The organism is Streptomyces cellostaticus, from assembly GCF_023630175.1.
In the GTDB taxonomy this organism is placed as follows: domain Bacteria; phylum Actinomycetota; class Actinomycetes; order Streptomycetales; family Streptomycetaceae; genus Streptomyces; species Streptomyces cellostaticus_A.
On sequence record NZ_JALLIN010000006.1, the window covers coordinates 78,236 to 92,311 of the forward strand.

A 14,076-nucleotide genomic window follows, 5' to 3' on the forward strand; every position below is an offset into this window, starting at 1 on the left:
TGAGTCCCGGTGCGACCGGTGGCGCGCTGGGCTCGCCACCTGCCGGTCAGCGGAGCACGATGGAACGAGGGGACAGGGAACGAGGGGACAGGGATCGGGAGGGACCGGAGGAACGATCCCGGGGATGGATCAGGGGGGCTCCGCCCCCGCGAGCCGGGGGCGGCCACGAGGCCGAGCCAGGGAGATCAGCGATGGGCCAGCCCGAAATCCGGCTGGGCGGCGTCGAATCGGAGAACCATCCGTGGAAGATCCGCCTCGTCGAGCATCCGAAGCGCTCTGAGTCGTCACACTTCCGGGCCGCGAAAGCGACGGCCCGCAAGATCCTCCACGCCGTGGACGACGCCGACCTGCCCTACGGGCCCCGGCCCCTGGAGGCGAGATTGGGGCCGGCGAGCGCCGAGCGGTGGGAGATGCACCACGGCGGCAGCCTGTGGGTCAAGGGGACCCGCGGGTGGCTCATGTACCGCGCTCGGGTCGGCATCGAGTGGAGCATGCAGTTCTGCGCCGATCCGGCGAAGGTCGACCGGCTCCGGCAGAACGCCGCCGAACTGGTCGACGCCTTCCCGCTCACGCTGCCCGCCCTCGCGGAACTGGGCTACGAGCGGGCCGAGGACCTGTTGCGCACGCCCATCGAGGACGCCGACGCCGTCGAGGCGTGGACGGACTCGCTGTTCAACTCCTGCGTGCCCCTGAGCCACGGCAACCACCAGGGCGTCCTGCCCGGTGTGCCCGGCGAGCACCACTACCCCTGGCCGGTCAAGGGAGCGGACTTCATCCGGTACGACGACTTCCAGCTGTGGGTGACCCTGCCCGACGGCACCCACGGCGCGGTCGCACCGGTGGACCGGCGAGGCTCGGGGGACGGGCACGTCAGGCTGTCCTTCGTGCCCGAGGGAAGCGTGGCCGCCCCCGTGGTGACGGAGGCTCAGGACCGTGGGCTGATGGCCGTTCTGCCGGCCGACAGCGACGTGGCCCTGCAGGCGTTCGCCCAGCAGGTCCCTCCGGGCCGGCGTACGGCCTCCGGTCCACTGTCGCCCCGCGCCCGACGGGTCGGCCGCCACACCACCGGTTGACGGGCCGCTCACCCTGAGACCGCTTCGGGCAGTCGGTCCCACTGCCCGGCCGGTGCCCGAGCCGATGCCTCGTCACACTCGCATCGCTTGTGCGCGCCCGGCGTCGGCGATGCCCTCGTCCTCCAGACAGTGCCGCAGTCGGTCGAGTCCGCGGCGGGTGTGGCTCTTGACCGTGCCCAGCGGCCAGCCGGTGACGCGGGCGATCTGGGTCTGCGTCAGGTCCTCGTAGTAGGCCAGGTGCAGCACCTGGCGCTGCGGGGTGCTGAGCTGCCGCAGGGCCCGGCCGACGACCATACGGTCCAGCGCGGCCTCCGGCTCGCCGGTGTCGTCGCGGCTCTGGGCCGGAGGCTGTTCCGCGGCCGCCGCGACGAGGCGCGCGCGGCGGGCGCGGGCTGCCATCGCGTCGGCCACCTTGCGCCGGGTGATGCCCACCAGCCAGGCGGCCGGCGTCCCGCGCTCCGGCGTGTACCCGTGCCGGCCTCGCCAGGCGTCGGCGAACACCTGCTGGGCCACGTCCTCGGCGTCCCGCGCGTCGCCGAGCGCCTGCTGGGCCAGTCCGTGGACCAGCCCGCCCCACCGGCGGTGGATCTCGTACCAGGACGCGTCGTCGGCGGCCGGGGTGAGGCCGTCCCCGGCCGCCGGTGAGGGGTGGGCGGGGCGGGGCCCGGCGGTGACGACGGAGCCCGTTCCGGCGGCGGTACAGTCCATGACCACGTCTCTCCTCGTGAGCCCGGTGTGCGCCGCCGGTGTCCCGGGACGCCCCTTTGGCCGACGGCCCGGCCCCGGTTGTCCACCGTGTCCGGGTCCTGCGCCGTCCGGATGTCCAGCCTGCGCCGGACGCCTCGGCCCTCACAACTCGCATCGATATCGCATCGAGTAGCCTGGGAACCGTGGCGGAAGCGGGAGGAACGGGCCCACGGGCCCTCGGAGCGACGGGGCCGGCGGTCATGGACGACACGGAGGTGGCGGAGGCGGCCGGGCTGACCACGGGCGCGGTGGCCCGCCGCCTGGGCGTCTCCCCCACGACGCTGCGCTCCTGGGACCGCCGCTACGGGCTGGGGCCCGCCTCCCGGTCGCAGGGGCGGCACCGGCGATGGAGTCCGCGGGACGTGGCGATGGTCGAGGAGATGTGCCGGCTGGCGGCGGCGGGCGTCGCCCCGGCCGAGGCCGCTCGGGTGGCCCGCTCCACGCACGGCGAAGGGGCTGCCTCCCGGACGGCCCCGGCCGTCGGGTCCGCCGGCCCGCCGCCGGCCCAGCCACCGGGGACGTCCGTCCGACGTGGGGGCGCCGGCGGTGGGCTTCCGCTCGGCGACGTACGCCAGGAGTGCCGGGGGCTGGCCCGGGCGGCGGTGCGGCTGGACGCGCCCGAGCTGGAGAACCGCCTGCTGGACGCGGTCAGGCAGCACGGGCTGACGACGGCCTGGGAGGAGGTGATGGTGCCCACGCTGCGGGCGGTGGGCCGCAAGTGGGAGTCCTCCGGCGACCGTTACGTGGAGGTGGAGCACCTGCTGTCCTGGCAGATCTCCACCGCGCTGCGCCGTGCGCCGCTGGTGCTGCCGCGTCCGGTGGATGCCACCGGTACCGAGCCGGTGGTACTGGCCTGCGCGCCCGGCGAGCAGCACTCGCTGCCGCTGGAGGCGCTGGAGGCGGCGCTGGCCGAGCAGGGCGTGCCCACCCGCATGCTGGGCGCCGCCGTGCCGGTGGAGGCCCTGCTGGCCTGTGTCCGGCGCACCGGTCCGGTCGCCGTCGTGCTCTGGGCGCAGACCCGGTCGACGGCCTCCGGGCCGCTGGCCCGGCACGTGGCGGGACTGCAGTGGGGTTCGGCCGGCGCCCGCAGACGGCCCTTCGTACTGCCGGCGGGGCCGGGCTGGGACCGCAGGGCGGCCGGCGACTTCCCGCGCTGCGGTGGCCTCCGGGACGCGGTGCGGACGCTGAGCGGCCTGTACGGCGCCGAGGGGCCCGCTCGTCCCGCCGGTCGGGGGTGAGCGCCGCGGACCGGCCGCGGGCCACCGGCCCCGGGTCCACTGCGTGTCCGACGCCGCGCGGGGGACACGGTCGGGGACCCGCGTGCACGTCCGTGGCCCTGCGGCACCGGGCCGGGCGTACCGCGCGACCCCGCGCGCGGGGCGCGGGGCCGGGGCGGCACGGCGGCCCGCGTCGCCCACCGCGCCGGGCAGGCGGTGCGCACGGCGGGGAGTACGCGCCGGGCGTCACGCCGGGTGCGTGCCAGGGGGCGGGCACGGGACGGGGCGCGCCCCTGCCTGGCCGGCACGCACGGCCCCTTGCCGGTCGGCACGCCCGACTCCTGCCCGGCCGTCACCCCCGCGCGGCCCGGCCTGTGCCACCGCGTGCCGGAACGGATCCGGCGCCGGCGCCGTGGGGCTGCGGATCGGGCGCCGCCGGCAGGTGGTCAGCCGGGGAAGCGCCCGGTGGAACGCAACTCCCAGCGCCGTTCGGCGTAGGCCAGGTCGTCGCGCCAGAGGCGGCCCGCCGCGAACCGCATGACGGGCCGCAGCAGCGGGGCGCTCCGGCGCGCGACGGCGAAGCCGGGGCGTTCGGACGTGGCCACGACCGCCTCCACCACGGCGGTGCGGGGCCTGCCCCGGCCGTCCGGGCCGAGCGGTGTCGCGTGCGTCTCCACGACCGAGCCCTCCCCTTCGCCACCGGTGATGCGCATGACGACCGTGCGCGGCCCGGGGGCCGTGAACACGGCGCGGACCGGGACGACGAGGCGGCCGGCGACCTTGAAGGAGACGTCGACCGTGAAGGCGTCCTCGCCTTCCCCCCGTCCCGGCGAGTCCACGACGGTGAGGTCGACGAAGGAGTACGGGTGGAACCAGGCGCCGTGCCAGGGGTCCAGGCGGTTGGCGACCACGTCGGCCGGCTCGCAGACACCCTGCCCGCTGTAGACGGCGGTCAGCGCGCCGTCCACGGCGGGCCGCTCCGGTACCGGCGGCCGGGGTGCGGGTTCCTCCCCTCCGACGTCGTCCAGCCGCACCCACAGCAGTACCCCGTCGTCGTGCGCGGGCCAGGGCTCCCAGCCGCCGAACGCCCCGCCGTCCAGCGCGAGTCCGTGCCAGTGGCAGACCAGGGTGCCGCACCGCACCGGGCTGTCCCGCAGCGGTGCGCCCAGGTGCGGGCAGATGCCGGGACCGGCGACGGGACGGCCCCGCGCGTCGCGCCACAGCACGACCTCCTGGCCGGCGACGGTCCGGGCGAGCGGGCGGTCCCGGACCAGGTCGCGGGAGGCCCCGACGACGTACCAGTTGCCGCTGGGCCGCTGCTGCGCCCGCTTGAGCGCGTCCGCGATGAGCGCGGGCCGGGCGTCGCGCCAGGTCGGCCGCTGGCGTTCCCAGGCGACGGGATCGCGCCGCAGGCGCAGCGGCAGACGGGCCCGGCGGAACGGACGGTCGGACGTCACGCGGCCTCCTCGCAGGGTGCGGGCGAGTACACGGTGCCGGCGGAACGGCGACGCGCCGTCAGGCGGGCCGCGGCCACCCGCAGCAGGCCGTCGGCGGCGACCAGCGCGCGGCGCCTGCGGGAGACCGCGGCCCGGCGGTTCAGTACCGCCCAGCCGTCCTCGGCGACGGCGTCCAGGATGCCGCCGTAGAGCACGAACGCCGTGCGGATGCAGGGCCGGGCGACCGGGTCGAGCATCGGTACACCGGGCGCGGCACGCCGGTAGGCGGCGCGGGTGAGGTCGGCGAAGGCACGCAGGGCCGCGACGACCCGGCGGCCGGTGCGGCCGTCGTCCCGGCAGCGGCGCAGCAGTTCGCGGTCCACGCCGTGCGCGGCGAGCAGGTCCTGCGGGAGGTAGACCCGGCCGCGGTCGAGGTCCTCTCCGACGTCCCGCAGGAAGTTGGTGAGCTGGAAGGCGACACCCAGTTCGGCGGCGTACGGGGCGGCCTCCTCCCGCGGCACGACGGTGCCGAGGACGGGCAGCATCTGGAGGCCGATCACGGCCGCCGAACCGTGCATGTAGCCGCGCAGCGCCGCGTAGTCGGCGTACTCGGTGACCGTCAGGTCGCTGCGCATGGAGGCCAGGAAGTCGGTGAAGTGACACGGGTCGATGGCGTAGCGGCCGCTGGTGTCGGCGAGGGCGGTGACCACCGGCTCGGCGCTCGGTCCGCCGGCCAGGCCCCGGGTCAGTTCGGCGCTCAGGCGGTCCAGGGCGGCGGCCCGCCGGGCCGCCTCGTCGCCGGCGGGGGCGCCGGAGCCGTCCGCCGGCGAGTCGACGATGTCGTCGGCCCAGCGGGCGAAGCCGTACAGGGCGTGCACGGCGGGGCGCCGGTCGGGGGGCAGCAGACGGGTGGCGAGGAAGTAGGTGCGTCCGTGCCGGGCGTTGAGGTCCCGGCAGTGGGTGTAGGCGGCGCGCAGTCCCGGGTCGGTGATGCGAGCGGCGTCCAGCTCGCGGGTGGTCATGGCCGTACTCCTTCGACGGTCTGCCGGGGGGCCCGGCGGGCGGTGGGGCGGGTGCGGGTGCCGCCGGTGACGCGGGCCGCGGCCAGCTTCCCGGACAGCAGTACGGGCGGTACTCCGACGCCGGGGGTGGTGCCGCAGCCGGCGAGGACGGCGTTGGCGGTGCCGCGCACCAGGTTGCGCGGACGGAAGGGGCCGGTCTGGGCGAAGGTGTGGGCGGCGGAGAACGGCGTGCCGGCGGCGTGCCCCTGCGCGCTCCAGTCGGCGGGGGTCACCAGGCACTCCTCCTCGATGGCGGACGCGATGCCGGCGAGCCCGCGGCGGTCGAGCTCGCGCAGCAGGCTGTCGCGGTAGCGGGCGCCGAGTCCGGGCCAGTCGGCGCTGCCCGGCCCGATGTCGGTGTTGGGGCAGGGGGCGAGGACGTAGTGCAGGTGCCGGCCCGGCGGGGCCAGGCCGGGATCGGTCGCGGTGGGCCTGGTGATCAGCAGGGAGGGGTCGCTCATCAGCTCGCCGGTGTGCGTGAGTTCGCGGAAGGTGCGCCGCCAGGCGTGGCCGAAGGAGAGGGTGTGGTGGGCCAGTTCCGGCCAGGTGCGGTCGCAGCCGGCGTGCAGGATCACCGCCGACGGGGCGTGCCTGAGTCGGGCGGGGCGGCGCGGGGCGCGGCCCAGCAGGCGGTAGGTCACCGGCAGGTCGGGGGTGAGGACGACGGCGTCGCAGGGGATGCGCTGGTCGTCGGTCACCACGGCGGTGACCCGCTCGCCGGAGCGTTCCAGGCGGGTCACCCGCTGCCCGTAGTGGAACCGTGCCCCGGCCCCGGCCGCCGCCTCGGCCATGGCCCGGGGCAGGGCGTGCATGCCGCCGCGCGGGAAGTACACCCCGGCGACGGTGTCCATGTAGGCGATCACCGCGTAGGCGGCCATCGCCCGCTCGGGCGGGACACCGGCGTACAGGGCCTGGAAGGAGAAGACGCGGCGCAGCCGCTCGTCCCGCACGTGGCGGGCGACCTGCGCCTCCCAGCGGCCGAAGCCGCCGAGCGCGGCGAGCCGGACCAGCTCGGGGGTGAGCAGTTGCAGCGGTGAGTCGAAGTCGGCGTCGAGGAAGCGGCCCCGCTCGGCCCGGTAGAGCCTGCCCAGCCAGTCGCGCAGCCGGCGGTAGCCCGCGGCTTCGGCGCCGCCGGCGAACCGCTCGACCTCCGCCTCCATCGCCTCGGCGTCGGTGTGCACGTCGAGGGTGCTGCCGTCGGCGAACCGCGCCCGGTAGGCCGGGTGCAGCTCGATCAGGTCGACGCGGTCGCGCAGTGAGGTGCCGACCGCGGCGAAGGCCTCGTCGGCGATCTCCGGCATGGTGAGCACGGTGGGCCCGGTGTCGACGAGATAGCCGCCGAGCTCCATCCGGCCGGCCCGGCCGCCGGGCCGCGGGTCGCTCTCGACGACGGTGACGCGGCGGCCGGCGCCGAGCAGGTGCAGGGCGGCGGACAGGCCGGCCAGTCCGGCGCCGACCACGACCACGTGGTCCGTGGGTCCCGTGATGGTCCGGGTCACCGGGCCGCCTCCGTTCCGGTGGCGGCCAGGGCGGCGGCACGCGGGGCAGCGGCGGGCTCGGGCACCTGGCCGGGCGTGCCGGTGATCTCGCCCAGCAGGCCGCGCAGCCGGGCGGCCGCGCCGGGTTCCAGGGACGCTTCGCCGAGGTGGCGCAGACAGCGCCGGGTGAGGCGGGCGATCCGCGCCTCGACGTGGTCGCGGGCTCCGGTCGCGACGAGGACCTCGCGTACGTCCGCCAGGTCGCCCTCGGTGAGGTCGGCGCGGCCCGTCGCGTGGTCGAGCACGCCGAGCGCGTGGTGGTCGCCGGCGGCGGTGGCGAGGGACCGGGCCACGGCCAGCGGATAGGTCGGTGTGCCCTCGCGCACGTCGCCGCCGGACGGCTTGCCGGTGACCCGGGGGTCGGCGAAGAGGTCGTCGAGGTCGTCCCGCAACTGGAAGGCGAGGCCCGCGCAGCGTCCCGCGCGGCGCAGGGTCCGCACGGTGGGGTCGTCGGCTCCGGCGAGCACCGCGCCCAGTTGCAGGGGCCGTTCCACCGTGTACAGGGCGCTCTTGAGGCACGCGGCCCGGATCGACCGGGCCGGGGTGCCGGAGGACACCGCCTGGCCGCGCACGTCGAGGTACTGGCCGGCCACCATCTCGGTGCGCAGCACCCGCCACACCCCGTGCAGGCGGTGCGCGGTGTCGCGTGGCAGCCCGGGGTCCAGCAGCAGCCCGGACAGGGCGTCGTCCGCCCAGGCCAGGGCGAGGTCGCCGGCGAGCACGGCGGTGGAGGCGCCGAGCCGCCGGGCGGCGGGGCCGGGGGTGCTACCGGCGTACTGATCGGCCACGTCGGCGTGCAGCGCGGGCGCGCCGCGGCGGGTCGGCGCCTGGTCCATCAGGTCGTCGTGGACCAGGGCGCAGGTCTGGAGCAGTTCCAGCGCAGCCGCCGTCCGCAGCGCCCCGCGCACCTGGGCCGGGTCCCCGCCGCCGCAGGCGCGCAGCGACCACCACAGGAGTCGGGGGCGGATCCGGCGGCCGCCGCGCCGGGTGAAGCGGGCGGTGCGCTCGGCGACGTCGCGCGCGAACACCGGGTCGAGCCCGTGGCAGCCCGCGAGACGGTCGTCGAGCAGTTCGCGCAGTTCCCGGCCGACGGCACCCGGTACGTCCTCGTCGACGGCGCGGGCGGCGCGGGCCGGCTCCACCGTGTCGTGGGGGCCGGCCACGGCGGGCGGCCTGCGCGGCGGGTCTGCCGTGAGACGGCCGATCGCCTGGGTGGAACGCATCGCGGATCCTCTCGCCGGTCGGTGGGCCGGACCACCTGTCGGTGAGCCGGCCGAGTCGCGCGGCAGGAGTGCCGGCACCGGTCGCGCGCGGTGCCGGCGCCGTCGCGACCGGTACGTCGTCGTGACACATTCCGCGCGGGTCGCCCCGCCGGATGCGCCATTCGGTGGACATGCCGGCGCCCCGGGTTCCCACGCGCCCGACACGCTGTGCGCTGCATCCGCCGGGACCGGTGTGCGGGAAGACTGGCCGGATCCGCCGGTCCGCACAGAGACCGCCGTGGAGACAACCGCCGTGGAGGGAGCCGCCGTGGAGGTGGAGTCGGAGGTCGCCGTTGTGGGCGCCGGGGCGGCCGGGCTGTCGCTGGCGCTGCGGCTCGCCCGTCCGCCCGCGGGTGGGCGGGCGGTGCCGGCGGTGCTGCTGGCGGCGCCGCCTGGGCCGTTCCGCGCGGCGCCGCGCACCTGGTGCTTCTGGGAGGCGGGCGCGGGGCCGTACGAGGAGGCGCTGACGGCCTCCTGGCGGCGGCTGCGGGTGCGTTCCGGTGACGGGCGGACGGTGGACGCCGCCATCGAGCCGCTGCGCTACAAGATGCTGCGTTCCGACGCGCTGGAGGGCCTCGCCGGCCGGGTGCTCGGGACGAGCCCGTGGGTGACGACGGTGGAGGCCGTCGCCGAACGGGTCGAGTCCGCGCCCGGTGGCGCGGTGGTGCACGCCCGCCGGGCCGACGGCGGCCGGGTGACGGTGCGCGCCCGCTGGGTGTTCGACTCACGGCCGCCCGAGCGGCTGCCACCGGCCCGCACCACGTTGCTGCAGCACTTCCGCGGCTGGTTCGTGCGCACCCGCCGACCGGTGTTCGATCCCGCTGTCGTGGAGCTGATGGACTTCCGCACCCCGCAGCCCGCGCACGGGCTGTCCTTCGGTTACGTGCTGCCGACCGGCCCCCGGGAGGCGCTGGTGGAGTACACCGAGTTCTCCCGCGGCCCGCTGGGCCGGGACGCGTACGACCGGGCGCTGCGGCACTACGTCACGGGTGTCCTGGGCGCGGGCGACCACGAGGTGCTGGACTTCGAACAGGGTGTGATCCCGATGACGGACGCGCACTTCCCCCGGCGGAGCGCGGCGTCCGTGTTCCGCATCGGGTCCGCGGCCGGCGCCACCCGTCCCGCGACCGGCTACACGTTCAGCGCCGTCCAGCGCCAGACCGGCGCCGTGGCCGACGCCCTGCACGCCGGGCGCCGTCCCGTACCGCCGCGTCCCCACTCGGCCCGCTCCCGGCTCATGGACGCGGTGCTGCTGCACGCCCTCGACCGGGGCCGGGTGGACGGACCGGCCTTCTTCACCCGCCTGTTCACCCAGGTGCCCGCACCCCGCCTGCTGCGTTTCCTGGACGGGCGCACGGGCCTCGCGGAGGACCTGTCCATCGGGCTGCACGTGCCCGTCCCCGCGATGCTCGGCTCGGCCCTGGCCCTGCCGTTCGTCCCGCGCCGGAGCGCCCCGGTCTCCTGACCCGCCACCACCGGAGCCCGCCACCAGGGCCCGCCCGCCCCCCGACTCGCACGACACCGACGATCCCGTACCCGACGACCTCTGACGGAGATGGCATGCCCGTGCTGCGCGACGCCGAGCTGGCGACCGCGTTCGACCACGCCGCCAGGAGCTACGACACGCTCGTGGCGGCGAATCCCGGTTACCACACCCACCTGCGGCGCTCGGCCCGGCGCCTCGGACTGCCCGGCGGCGGTCCGGTCCCGAGGGTGCTGGACCTCGGCTGCGGCACCGGTGCCTCGACCGCGGCCCTGGCCGCCGCGCTGCCCGGCGCCGACATCACCGCCGTCGACGCGTCCGCCGGGATGCTGCGGCGGGCGGCCCGGCGCCACTGGCCGGTGCCGGTGCGCTTCGTGCAGGCGCCGGTGGAACGGCTGGCGGCGGCCGGGGTGCGCGGCCCGTTCGACGCGGTCTTCGCGGCGTACCTGCTGCGCAACACCGCCGATCCGGACGCGGTCCTCGCCCACGCGTACCGCCTGCTGGCGCCGGGCGGCCGGCTGGCGGTGCACGAGTACGCGCTGAGCGGGCGGGCGGCGCACCGCGCGGTGTGGACCGCGGTGTGCGGCGGGTTCGTCCTGCCCGTCGCCACGCTGCTCGGCGACGGACCGCTCTACCGGCACCTGTGGCGCAGTGTCGTCTCCTTCGACACCGCCGGGGAACTGGCACGGCGGGTGGAGCGGGCGGGGTTCGAACGGGTGCGGGTGCTGCCGCTGCCCGGCTGGCAGACCGGCATCACGCACACCGTGGTCGCCCGCCGCCCGTTCGCCGACGGTGGGGAGGCGGGGCGATGAACGGGCCGAGCCGACCCTCCGGGCACGGCGTCCGCACGCCCCGGCCCGGGCGGGACCGGCTGGCCCGGCTGCTGCCCGCACCGCCCGGCGCCGACCGTGCCGAGGAGTCCAGCGCGCCGCGGGTGGCGGTCGTGGGCGGCGGCATCGCCGGGCTGACGGCGGCCACCGCACTGGCCGAACGCGGGGTGCGGGTCACCGTGTACGAGCGCGACGCGCAGCTCGGCGGCCGGCTGGCCGGATGGTCCACACGGCTGGCCGACGGTACGACGGTGACGATGAGCCGGGGCTTCCACGCGTTCTTCCGGCAGTACTACAACCTGCGTGCGCTGCTGCGCCGGACCGATCCGGCCCTGGCCCGCCTGACCGGGCTGCCCGACTATCCGCTGCGGCACGGCAGCGGCCGGCAGGACAGCTTCCGGCACGTGCCGCGCACCCCGCCGCTGAGCGCGCTCGGCTTCGTGGCGCTGAGCGAGTCGTTCTCCCTGCGCGACCTGGTCCGGATGCGCCCGCGCGCGGCTCTGCCGCTGCTCGACGTACGGGTGCCCGAGGTGTACGAACGGCTCGACCACGTCAGCGCGTACGACTTCCTGGAGGCCATCCGGTTCCCGCCGGCGGCGCGGCACCTGGCCTTCGAGGTGTTCTCGCGCAGCTTCTTCGCCGACCCCCGGAAGCTGTCGGCGGCGGAGATGGCGCTGATGTTCCACATCTACTTCCTCGGCTCGGCCGAGGGCCTGCTGTTCGACGTGCCCGGGGAGCCGTTCCCGCAGGCGCTGTGGGACCCGATCGCGGCGCGTCTGGAGCGGCTCCGCGCGCGCGTGCTCACGAACACCGCGGTGGAGGGTGTCTCCGTCCGGCCGTCGGGCGGGTGCACGGTGACCGCCGCGAGCGGCGAGGAGCCGTACGACGCCGTGGTGCTCGCCCTGGATCCGGCGGGTCTGCGCTCCCTGGTGGGCCGCTGCGGCGATCTCGGGGACGCCGGGTGGCGCGAGCGTGTGGCGCGGCTGCGCACCGCCCCGCCCTTCCTGGTGTCCCGCCTGTGGCTGGACCGGCCGGTGCGCGCGGACCGGCCCGGCTTCCTCGGCACCAGCGGCTTCGGGGCCCTGGACAACGTCAGTGTGCTCAGCCGCTGGGAGGGCGAGGCGGCGCGGTGGGCGGCCCGTACCGGTGGCTCGGTGCTGGAGCTGCACGCCTACGCGGTGTCCGGGGACGCCGGCCGGGAGACCACGGAGAAGGAACTGCTCGGCGAACTGCACCGGCTCTACCCGGAGACCGCCCGGGCCCGGGTGGTGGACGCCCGTCACGAGTGGCGGGCCGACTGCCCCCTGTTCCCGGTGGGCGGTCACGCGGACCGGCCCACGGTCACCACGCCCACCCCGGGGCTGGTCGTCGCGGGCGACACGGTCCGCACGGGGCTGCCGGTGGCCCTGATGGAGCGGGCCGCCACCAGTGGGTTCCTCGCCGCCAATGCGCTGCTGCGGCGCTGGGGCCTGCGCGGGCACCCGCTGTGGACCGTGCCCGAACAGGGCCGGGTCGCCGTCCTGCGCCGGGCGGCGGCCCGGGCGGCCGGCGACGGGTGAGAGGAAGGAGGGCGGTGCAGGGGTGGCCGGCGGGGTGGGGGCGGAGGCCCGGCCGAGGCGCTCGCGGCGCGCCGCGGCGTCACCGTGCGGCCCCGGCGGCCGGTGCCGGCGAGGTGTGCCTGACGACGCCCTCCTTGTGGGCCAGCGCCTCGGCCACCGTGCGGATCGCGTCGGACGGCGGCAGGCCCGGGGGCAGCCGGGGCGGGGAGCCGGTCACGGCGCGGTCGGCGAACGCGGTCGCGACATGGGGCAGGCGCACGTCCACCACCCGCACCCCCGCCGCGCGCAGTTCCCGGCGCAGCGCGTCCAGCCAGGCCGCGAGCGCCGACTTGGCCGCGCTGTAGTCGGCCATCCGCGGCACGGGCCTGTCGACGACGACACCGGTGACGGCGGCCAGCGCCCCGCCCCGGCCGACGAGCGGGACGGCGGCCCGCAGCAGGGCCATGGGCGCGAGGGCGTTGACGCTGAGGAGGTGCTCGGCCACGGCGTCGTCGACCTCGGCGGCGGCACCGAAGGCGGTGACGCCGACGCAGACCGCGACCGCGTCCAGGCCGCCCCACAGCCGCGCGGCGGCGCGCACGGCGGCGGCGCACCCGTCGGGCCGGTAGGCGTCGAAGCCGAAGGCCGGGGCGGCGCCGCACTCCCGCGCCACGCGCGCGAGCCGGGCGCGGTCCCGGCCGGCCACGGCGACCCGGGCATCACGCCGGTGCAGGTCGCGGGCGAGGCCCGAGCCGATCTCACCGGTGGCTCCGGCGACGAGTACCCGTGCTCCGTTCAGTTCCATGTCGTGCCTCCGAAGTTCCGAAGCTGTCGTGCACCGGGCCGTGCGTCCCGGCGGGGCCCATGCGCCGCATCCGGTCGTCCGCCCGGCTCGGAAGAGTTCGACGGGAGCCGGTGCGCCGCCGGGGTGCGCACGGAGCGGTGAACGGCTCCCGCCGCCCGAGACCTGGAGGTGGAAACGATGACCGATCCCCTGCGTCCTCCCGGAGAGACACCGCCCGTCGAGGGGTCGACGGCGGAAGCACACCCCGAGCGGCCGGACGGCGGCATCTGGGAGCATCCCGGGATCTGGATGGCCCTGATCGTGATCGGCTGCCTGCTCGTCGCCGCGTTCTTCGTGGTGCGGATGATCGATCTGTGAGCCGTCGGGGACAGGACTCCCGCCGGGCGGGGCGGCACCGCGAGAGGTGGTGCCGCCCTTGCCGTGCCGCGGGCCCCGCCGTGCGGCGGGCCCCTTGTCGTGCCGCGCGGCCGTCGTGCCGTAGTGGGCGGTCGCGGGCCGGGACGCGGGTTCAGCCGTGCGGCCGGGTGGCCGTGACCCGGGGCGAGGCGTCCGGCGCGGGGGACAGGGCGGCGCGGGTCCGCTCCCGGCGCCGGGCGGCCAGGGACTCCCTCGCCGCCTCCCTCGGATGGCGGCGGCGCCAGTACGGGTTGTCGTGCGGCAGCCCGCCGGTGACCCGGCCGTACATCCCGAAGGTGAGGATGAGCAGGCCCATGACGAAGGTGAAGACGACGTTCGTCATGCCGAAGTCGAGGATGTTGGCGCTCCGGTCGAGCACGAAGACGTGGACGAAGCCGCTGACGAGGAACAGCGTCCCCACGGCCATGTTGAGCGTGGAGGCGAAGTTTCCTCCGACCACGGCGCCGCCGATCAGCAGCAGCCCGAAGAGCACCGAGATCAGGCTCAGCAGCCCGTTCGTCGACATGCCCGCGATACGGGTGCCGTCCGTGCCGAAGGGGCTGAGTTCGTCGGCGAAGCCGAGACAGCCGAACAGCAGCAGGACACCGCCGCACAGTCCGGCGCCGTACCGGTAGACCGTCGCCAGCCTGTGGTCCACCGGCCATTCGTCGCGAAGCCTCATGACACATC

The 14,076-nt window shown here is 76.7% G+C and carries 13 protein-coding genes; 6 read left to right on the forward strand and 7 right to left on the reverse strand.

Going from position 1 to position 14,076, the window contains the following annotated elements; translation table 11 throughout:
- Positions 1-191 precede the first annotated feature (191 nt).
- On the forward strand, positions 192-1,073 hold the full coding sequence (locus MXD57_RS05475) for a DUF6424 family protein (protein ID WP_250400138.1): 882 nt from the start codon (positions 192-194) through the stop codon (positions 1,071-1,073).
- Between the two features lie 72 nt (positions 1,074-1,145).
- Here the strand turns inward: MXD57_RS05475 and MXD57_RS05480 are convergent, their stop codons facing one another.
- Complete coding sequence (locus MXD57_RS05480) at positions 1,146-1,781, reverse strand: RNA polymerase sigma factor (protein WP_250400139.1); 636 nt, start codon at positions 1,779-1,781, stop codon at positions 1,146-1,148.
- A 239-nt stretch (positions 1,782-2,020) separates the two neighbouring features.
- On the opposite strand from MXD57_RS05480, the gene MXD57_RS05485 reads away from it, so the two are divergent.
- Positions 2,021-3,058, forward strand: a complete 1,038-nt coding sequence (locus MXD57_RS05485) for a MerR family transcriptional regulator (RefSeq protein WP_250400140.1) — start codon at positions 2,021-2,023, stop codon at positions 3,056-3,058.
- A gap of 425 nt (positions 3,059-3,483) precedes the next feature.
- On the opposite strand, the gene MXD57_RS05490 is transcribed toward MXD57_RS05485, so the two are convergent.
- Genes MXD57_RS05490 through MXD57_RS05505 form a run of 4 tightly spaced genes read right to left on the reverse strand, consistent with a single transcriptional unit; the run spans position 3,484 to position 8,295 of the window.
- Positions 3,484-4,494: a DUF5914 domain-containing protein gene (locus MXD57_RS05490; protein ID WP_250400141.1), complete on the reverse strand. Its 1,011-nt coding sequence runs from the start codon at positions 4,492-4,494 to the stop codon at positions 3,484-3,486.
- Complete coding sequence (locus MXD57_RS05495; protein WP_250400142.1) at positions 4,491-5,495, reverse strand: phytoene/squalene synthase family protein; 1,005 nt, start codon at positions 5,493-5,495, stop codon at positions 4,491-4,493. Before MXD57_RS05495 ends, MXD57_RS05490 begins: the two co-directional genes overlap by 4 nt.
- Positions 5,492-7,033, reverse strand: coding sequence for a phytoene desaturase family protein (crtI, locus tag MXD57_RS05500; protein WP_250400143.1), 1,542 nt, complete (start codon positions 7,031-7,033; stop codon positions 5,492-5,494). Before crtI ends, MXD57_RS05495 begins: the two co-directional genes overlap by 4 nt.
- Positions 7,030-8,295: a polyprenyl synthetase family protein gene (locus MXD57_RS05505; protein WP_250400144.1), complete on the reverse strand. Its 1,266-nt coding sequence runs from the start codon at positions 8,293-8,295 to the stop codon at positions 7,030-7,032. The genes crtI and MXD57_RS05505 overlap by 4 nt, the downstream gene beginning before the upstream one ends.
- A 277-nt stretch (positions 8,296-8,572) precedes the next feature.
- On the opposite strand from MXD57_RS05505, the gene MXD57_RS05510 reads away from it, so the two are divergent.
- From MXD57_RS05510 to MXD57_RS05520, 3 genes are all read left to right on the forward strand, one after another.
- The gene (locus tag MXD57_RS05510; RefSeq protein ID WP_374114656.1) at positions 8,573-9,799 is read left to right on the forward strand and encodes a lycopene cyclase family protein; all 1,227 of its coding nucleotides are present in this window, start codon (positions 8,573-8,575) and stop codon (positions 9,797-9,799) included.
- 95 nt (positions 9,800-9,894) lie between these two features.
- Positions 9,895-10,629: a methyltransferase domain-containing protein gene (locus MXD57_RS05515; RefSeq protein ID WP_250400145.1), complete on the forward strand. Its 735-nt coding sequence runs from the start codon at positions 9,895-9,897 to the stop codon at positions 10,627-10,629.
- The gene (locus tag MXD57_RS05520) at positions 10,626-12,206 is read left to right on the forward strand and encodes an NAD(P)/FAD-dependent oxidoreductase (protein ID WP_250400146.1); all 1,581 of its coding nucleotides are present in this window, start codon (positions 10,626-10,628) and stop codon (positions 12,204-12,206) included. The genes MXD57_RS05515 and MXD57_RS05520 overlap by 4 nt, the downstream gene beginning before the upstream one ends.
- Positions 12,207-12,285: 79 nt before the next feature.
- Here the strand turns inward: MXD57_RS05520 and MXD57_RS05525 are convergent, their stop codons facing one another.
- Complete coding sequence (locus MXD57_RS05525; RefSeq protein WP_250400147.1) at positions 12,286-12,990, reverse strand: SDR family NAD(P)-dependent oxidoreductase; 705 nt, start codon at positions 12,988-12,990, stop codon at positions 12,286-12,288.
- A 177-nt stretch (positions 12,991-13,167) separates the two neighbouring features.
- On the opposite strand from MXD57_RS05525, the gene MXD57_RS05530 reads away from it, so the two are divergent.
- Positions 13,168-13,347, forward strand: a complete 180-nt coding sequence (locus MXD57_RS05530; protein ID WP_250400148.1) for a DUF6480 family protein — start codon at positions 13,168-13,170, stop codon at positions 13,345-13,347.
- A gap of 151 nt (positions 13,348-13,498) precedes the next feature.
- On the opposite strand, the gene MXD57_RS05535 is transcribed toward MXD57_RS05530, so the two are convergent.
- The gene (locus tag MXD57_RS05535) at positions 13,499-14,068 is read right to left on the reverse strand and encodes a DUF4383 domain-containing protein (RefSeq protein ID WP_250400149.1); all 570 of its coding nucleotides are present in this window, start codon (positions 14,066-14,068) and stop codon (positions 13,499-13,501) included.
- Between the last annotated feature and the right edge of the window lie 8 nt (positions 14,069-14,076).

Bases quoted from the DNA above. Each gene is read 5' to 3' on its own strand.
- MXD57_RS05480 (WP_250400139.1), bottom strand. From the start codon at position 1,781: ATGGACTGTACCGCCGCCGGAACGGGCTCCGTCGTCACCGCCGGGCCC.
- MXD57_RS05505 (WP_250400144.1), bottom strand. From the start codon at position 8,295: ATGCGTTCCACCCAGGCGATCGGCCGTCTCACGGCAGACCCGCCGCGC.
- MXD57_RS05530 (WP_250400148.1), top strand. From the start codon at position 13,168: ATGACCGATCCCCTGCGTCCTCCCGGAGAGACACCGCCCGTCGAGGGG.
- MXD57_RS05520 (WP_250400146.1), top strand. From the start codon at position 10,626: ATGAACGGGCCGAGCCGACCCTCCGGGCACGGCGTCCGCACGCCCCGG.
- MXD57_RS05475 (WP_250400138.1), top strand. From the start codon at position 192: ATGGGCCAGCCCGAAATCCGGCTGGGCGGCGTCGAATCGGAGAACCAT.
- MXD57_RS05535 (WP_250400149.1), bottom strand. From the start codon at position 14,068: ATGAGGCTTCGCGACGAATGGCCGGTGGACCACAGGCTGGCGACGGTC.
- MXD57_RS05495 (WP_250400142.1), bottom strand. From the start codon at position 5,495: ATGACCACCCGCGAGCTGGACGCCGCTCGCATCACCGACCCGGGACTG.
- MXD57_RS05525 (WP_250400147.1), bottom strand. From the start codon at position 12,990: ATGGAACTGAACGGAGCACGGGTACTCGTCGCCGGAGCCACCGGTGAG.
- MXD57_RS05515 (WP_250400145.1), top strand. From the start codon at position 9,895: ATGCCCGTGCTGCGCGACGCCGAGCTGGCGACCGCGTTCGACCACGCC.
- MXD57_RS05485 (WP_250400140.1), top strand. From the start codon at position 2,021: ATGGACGACACGGAGGTGGCGGAGGCGGCCGGGCTGACCACGGGCGCG.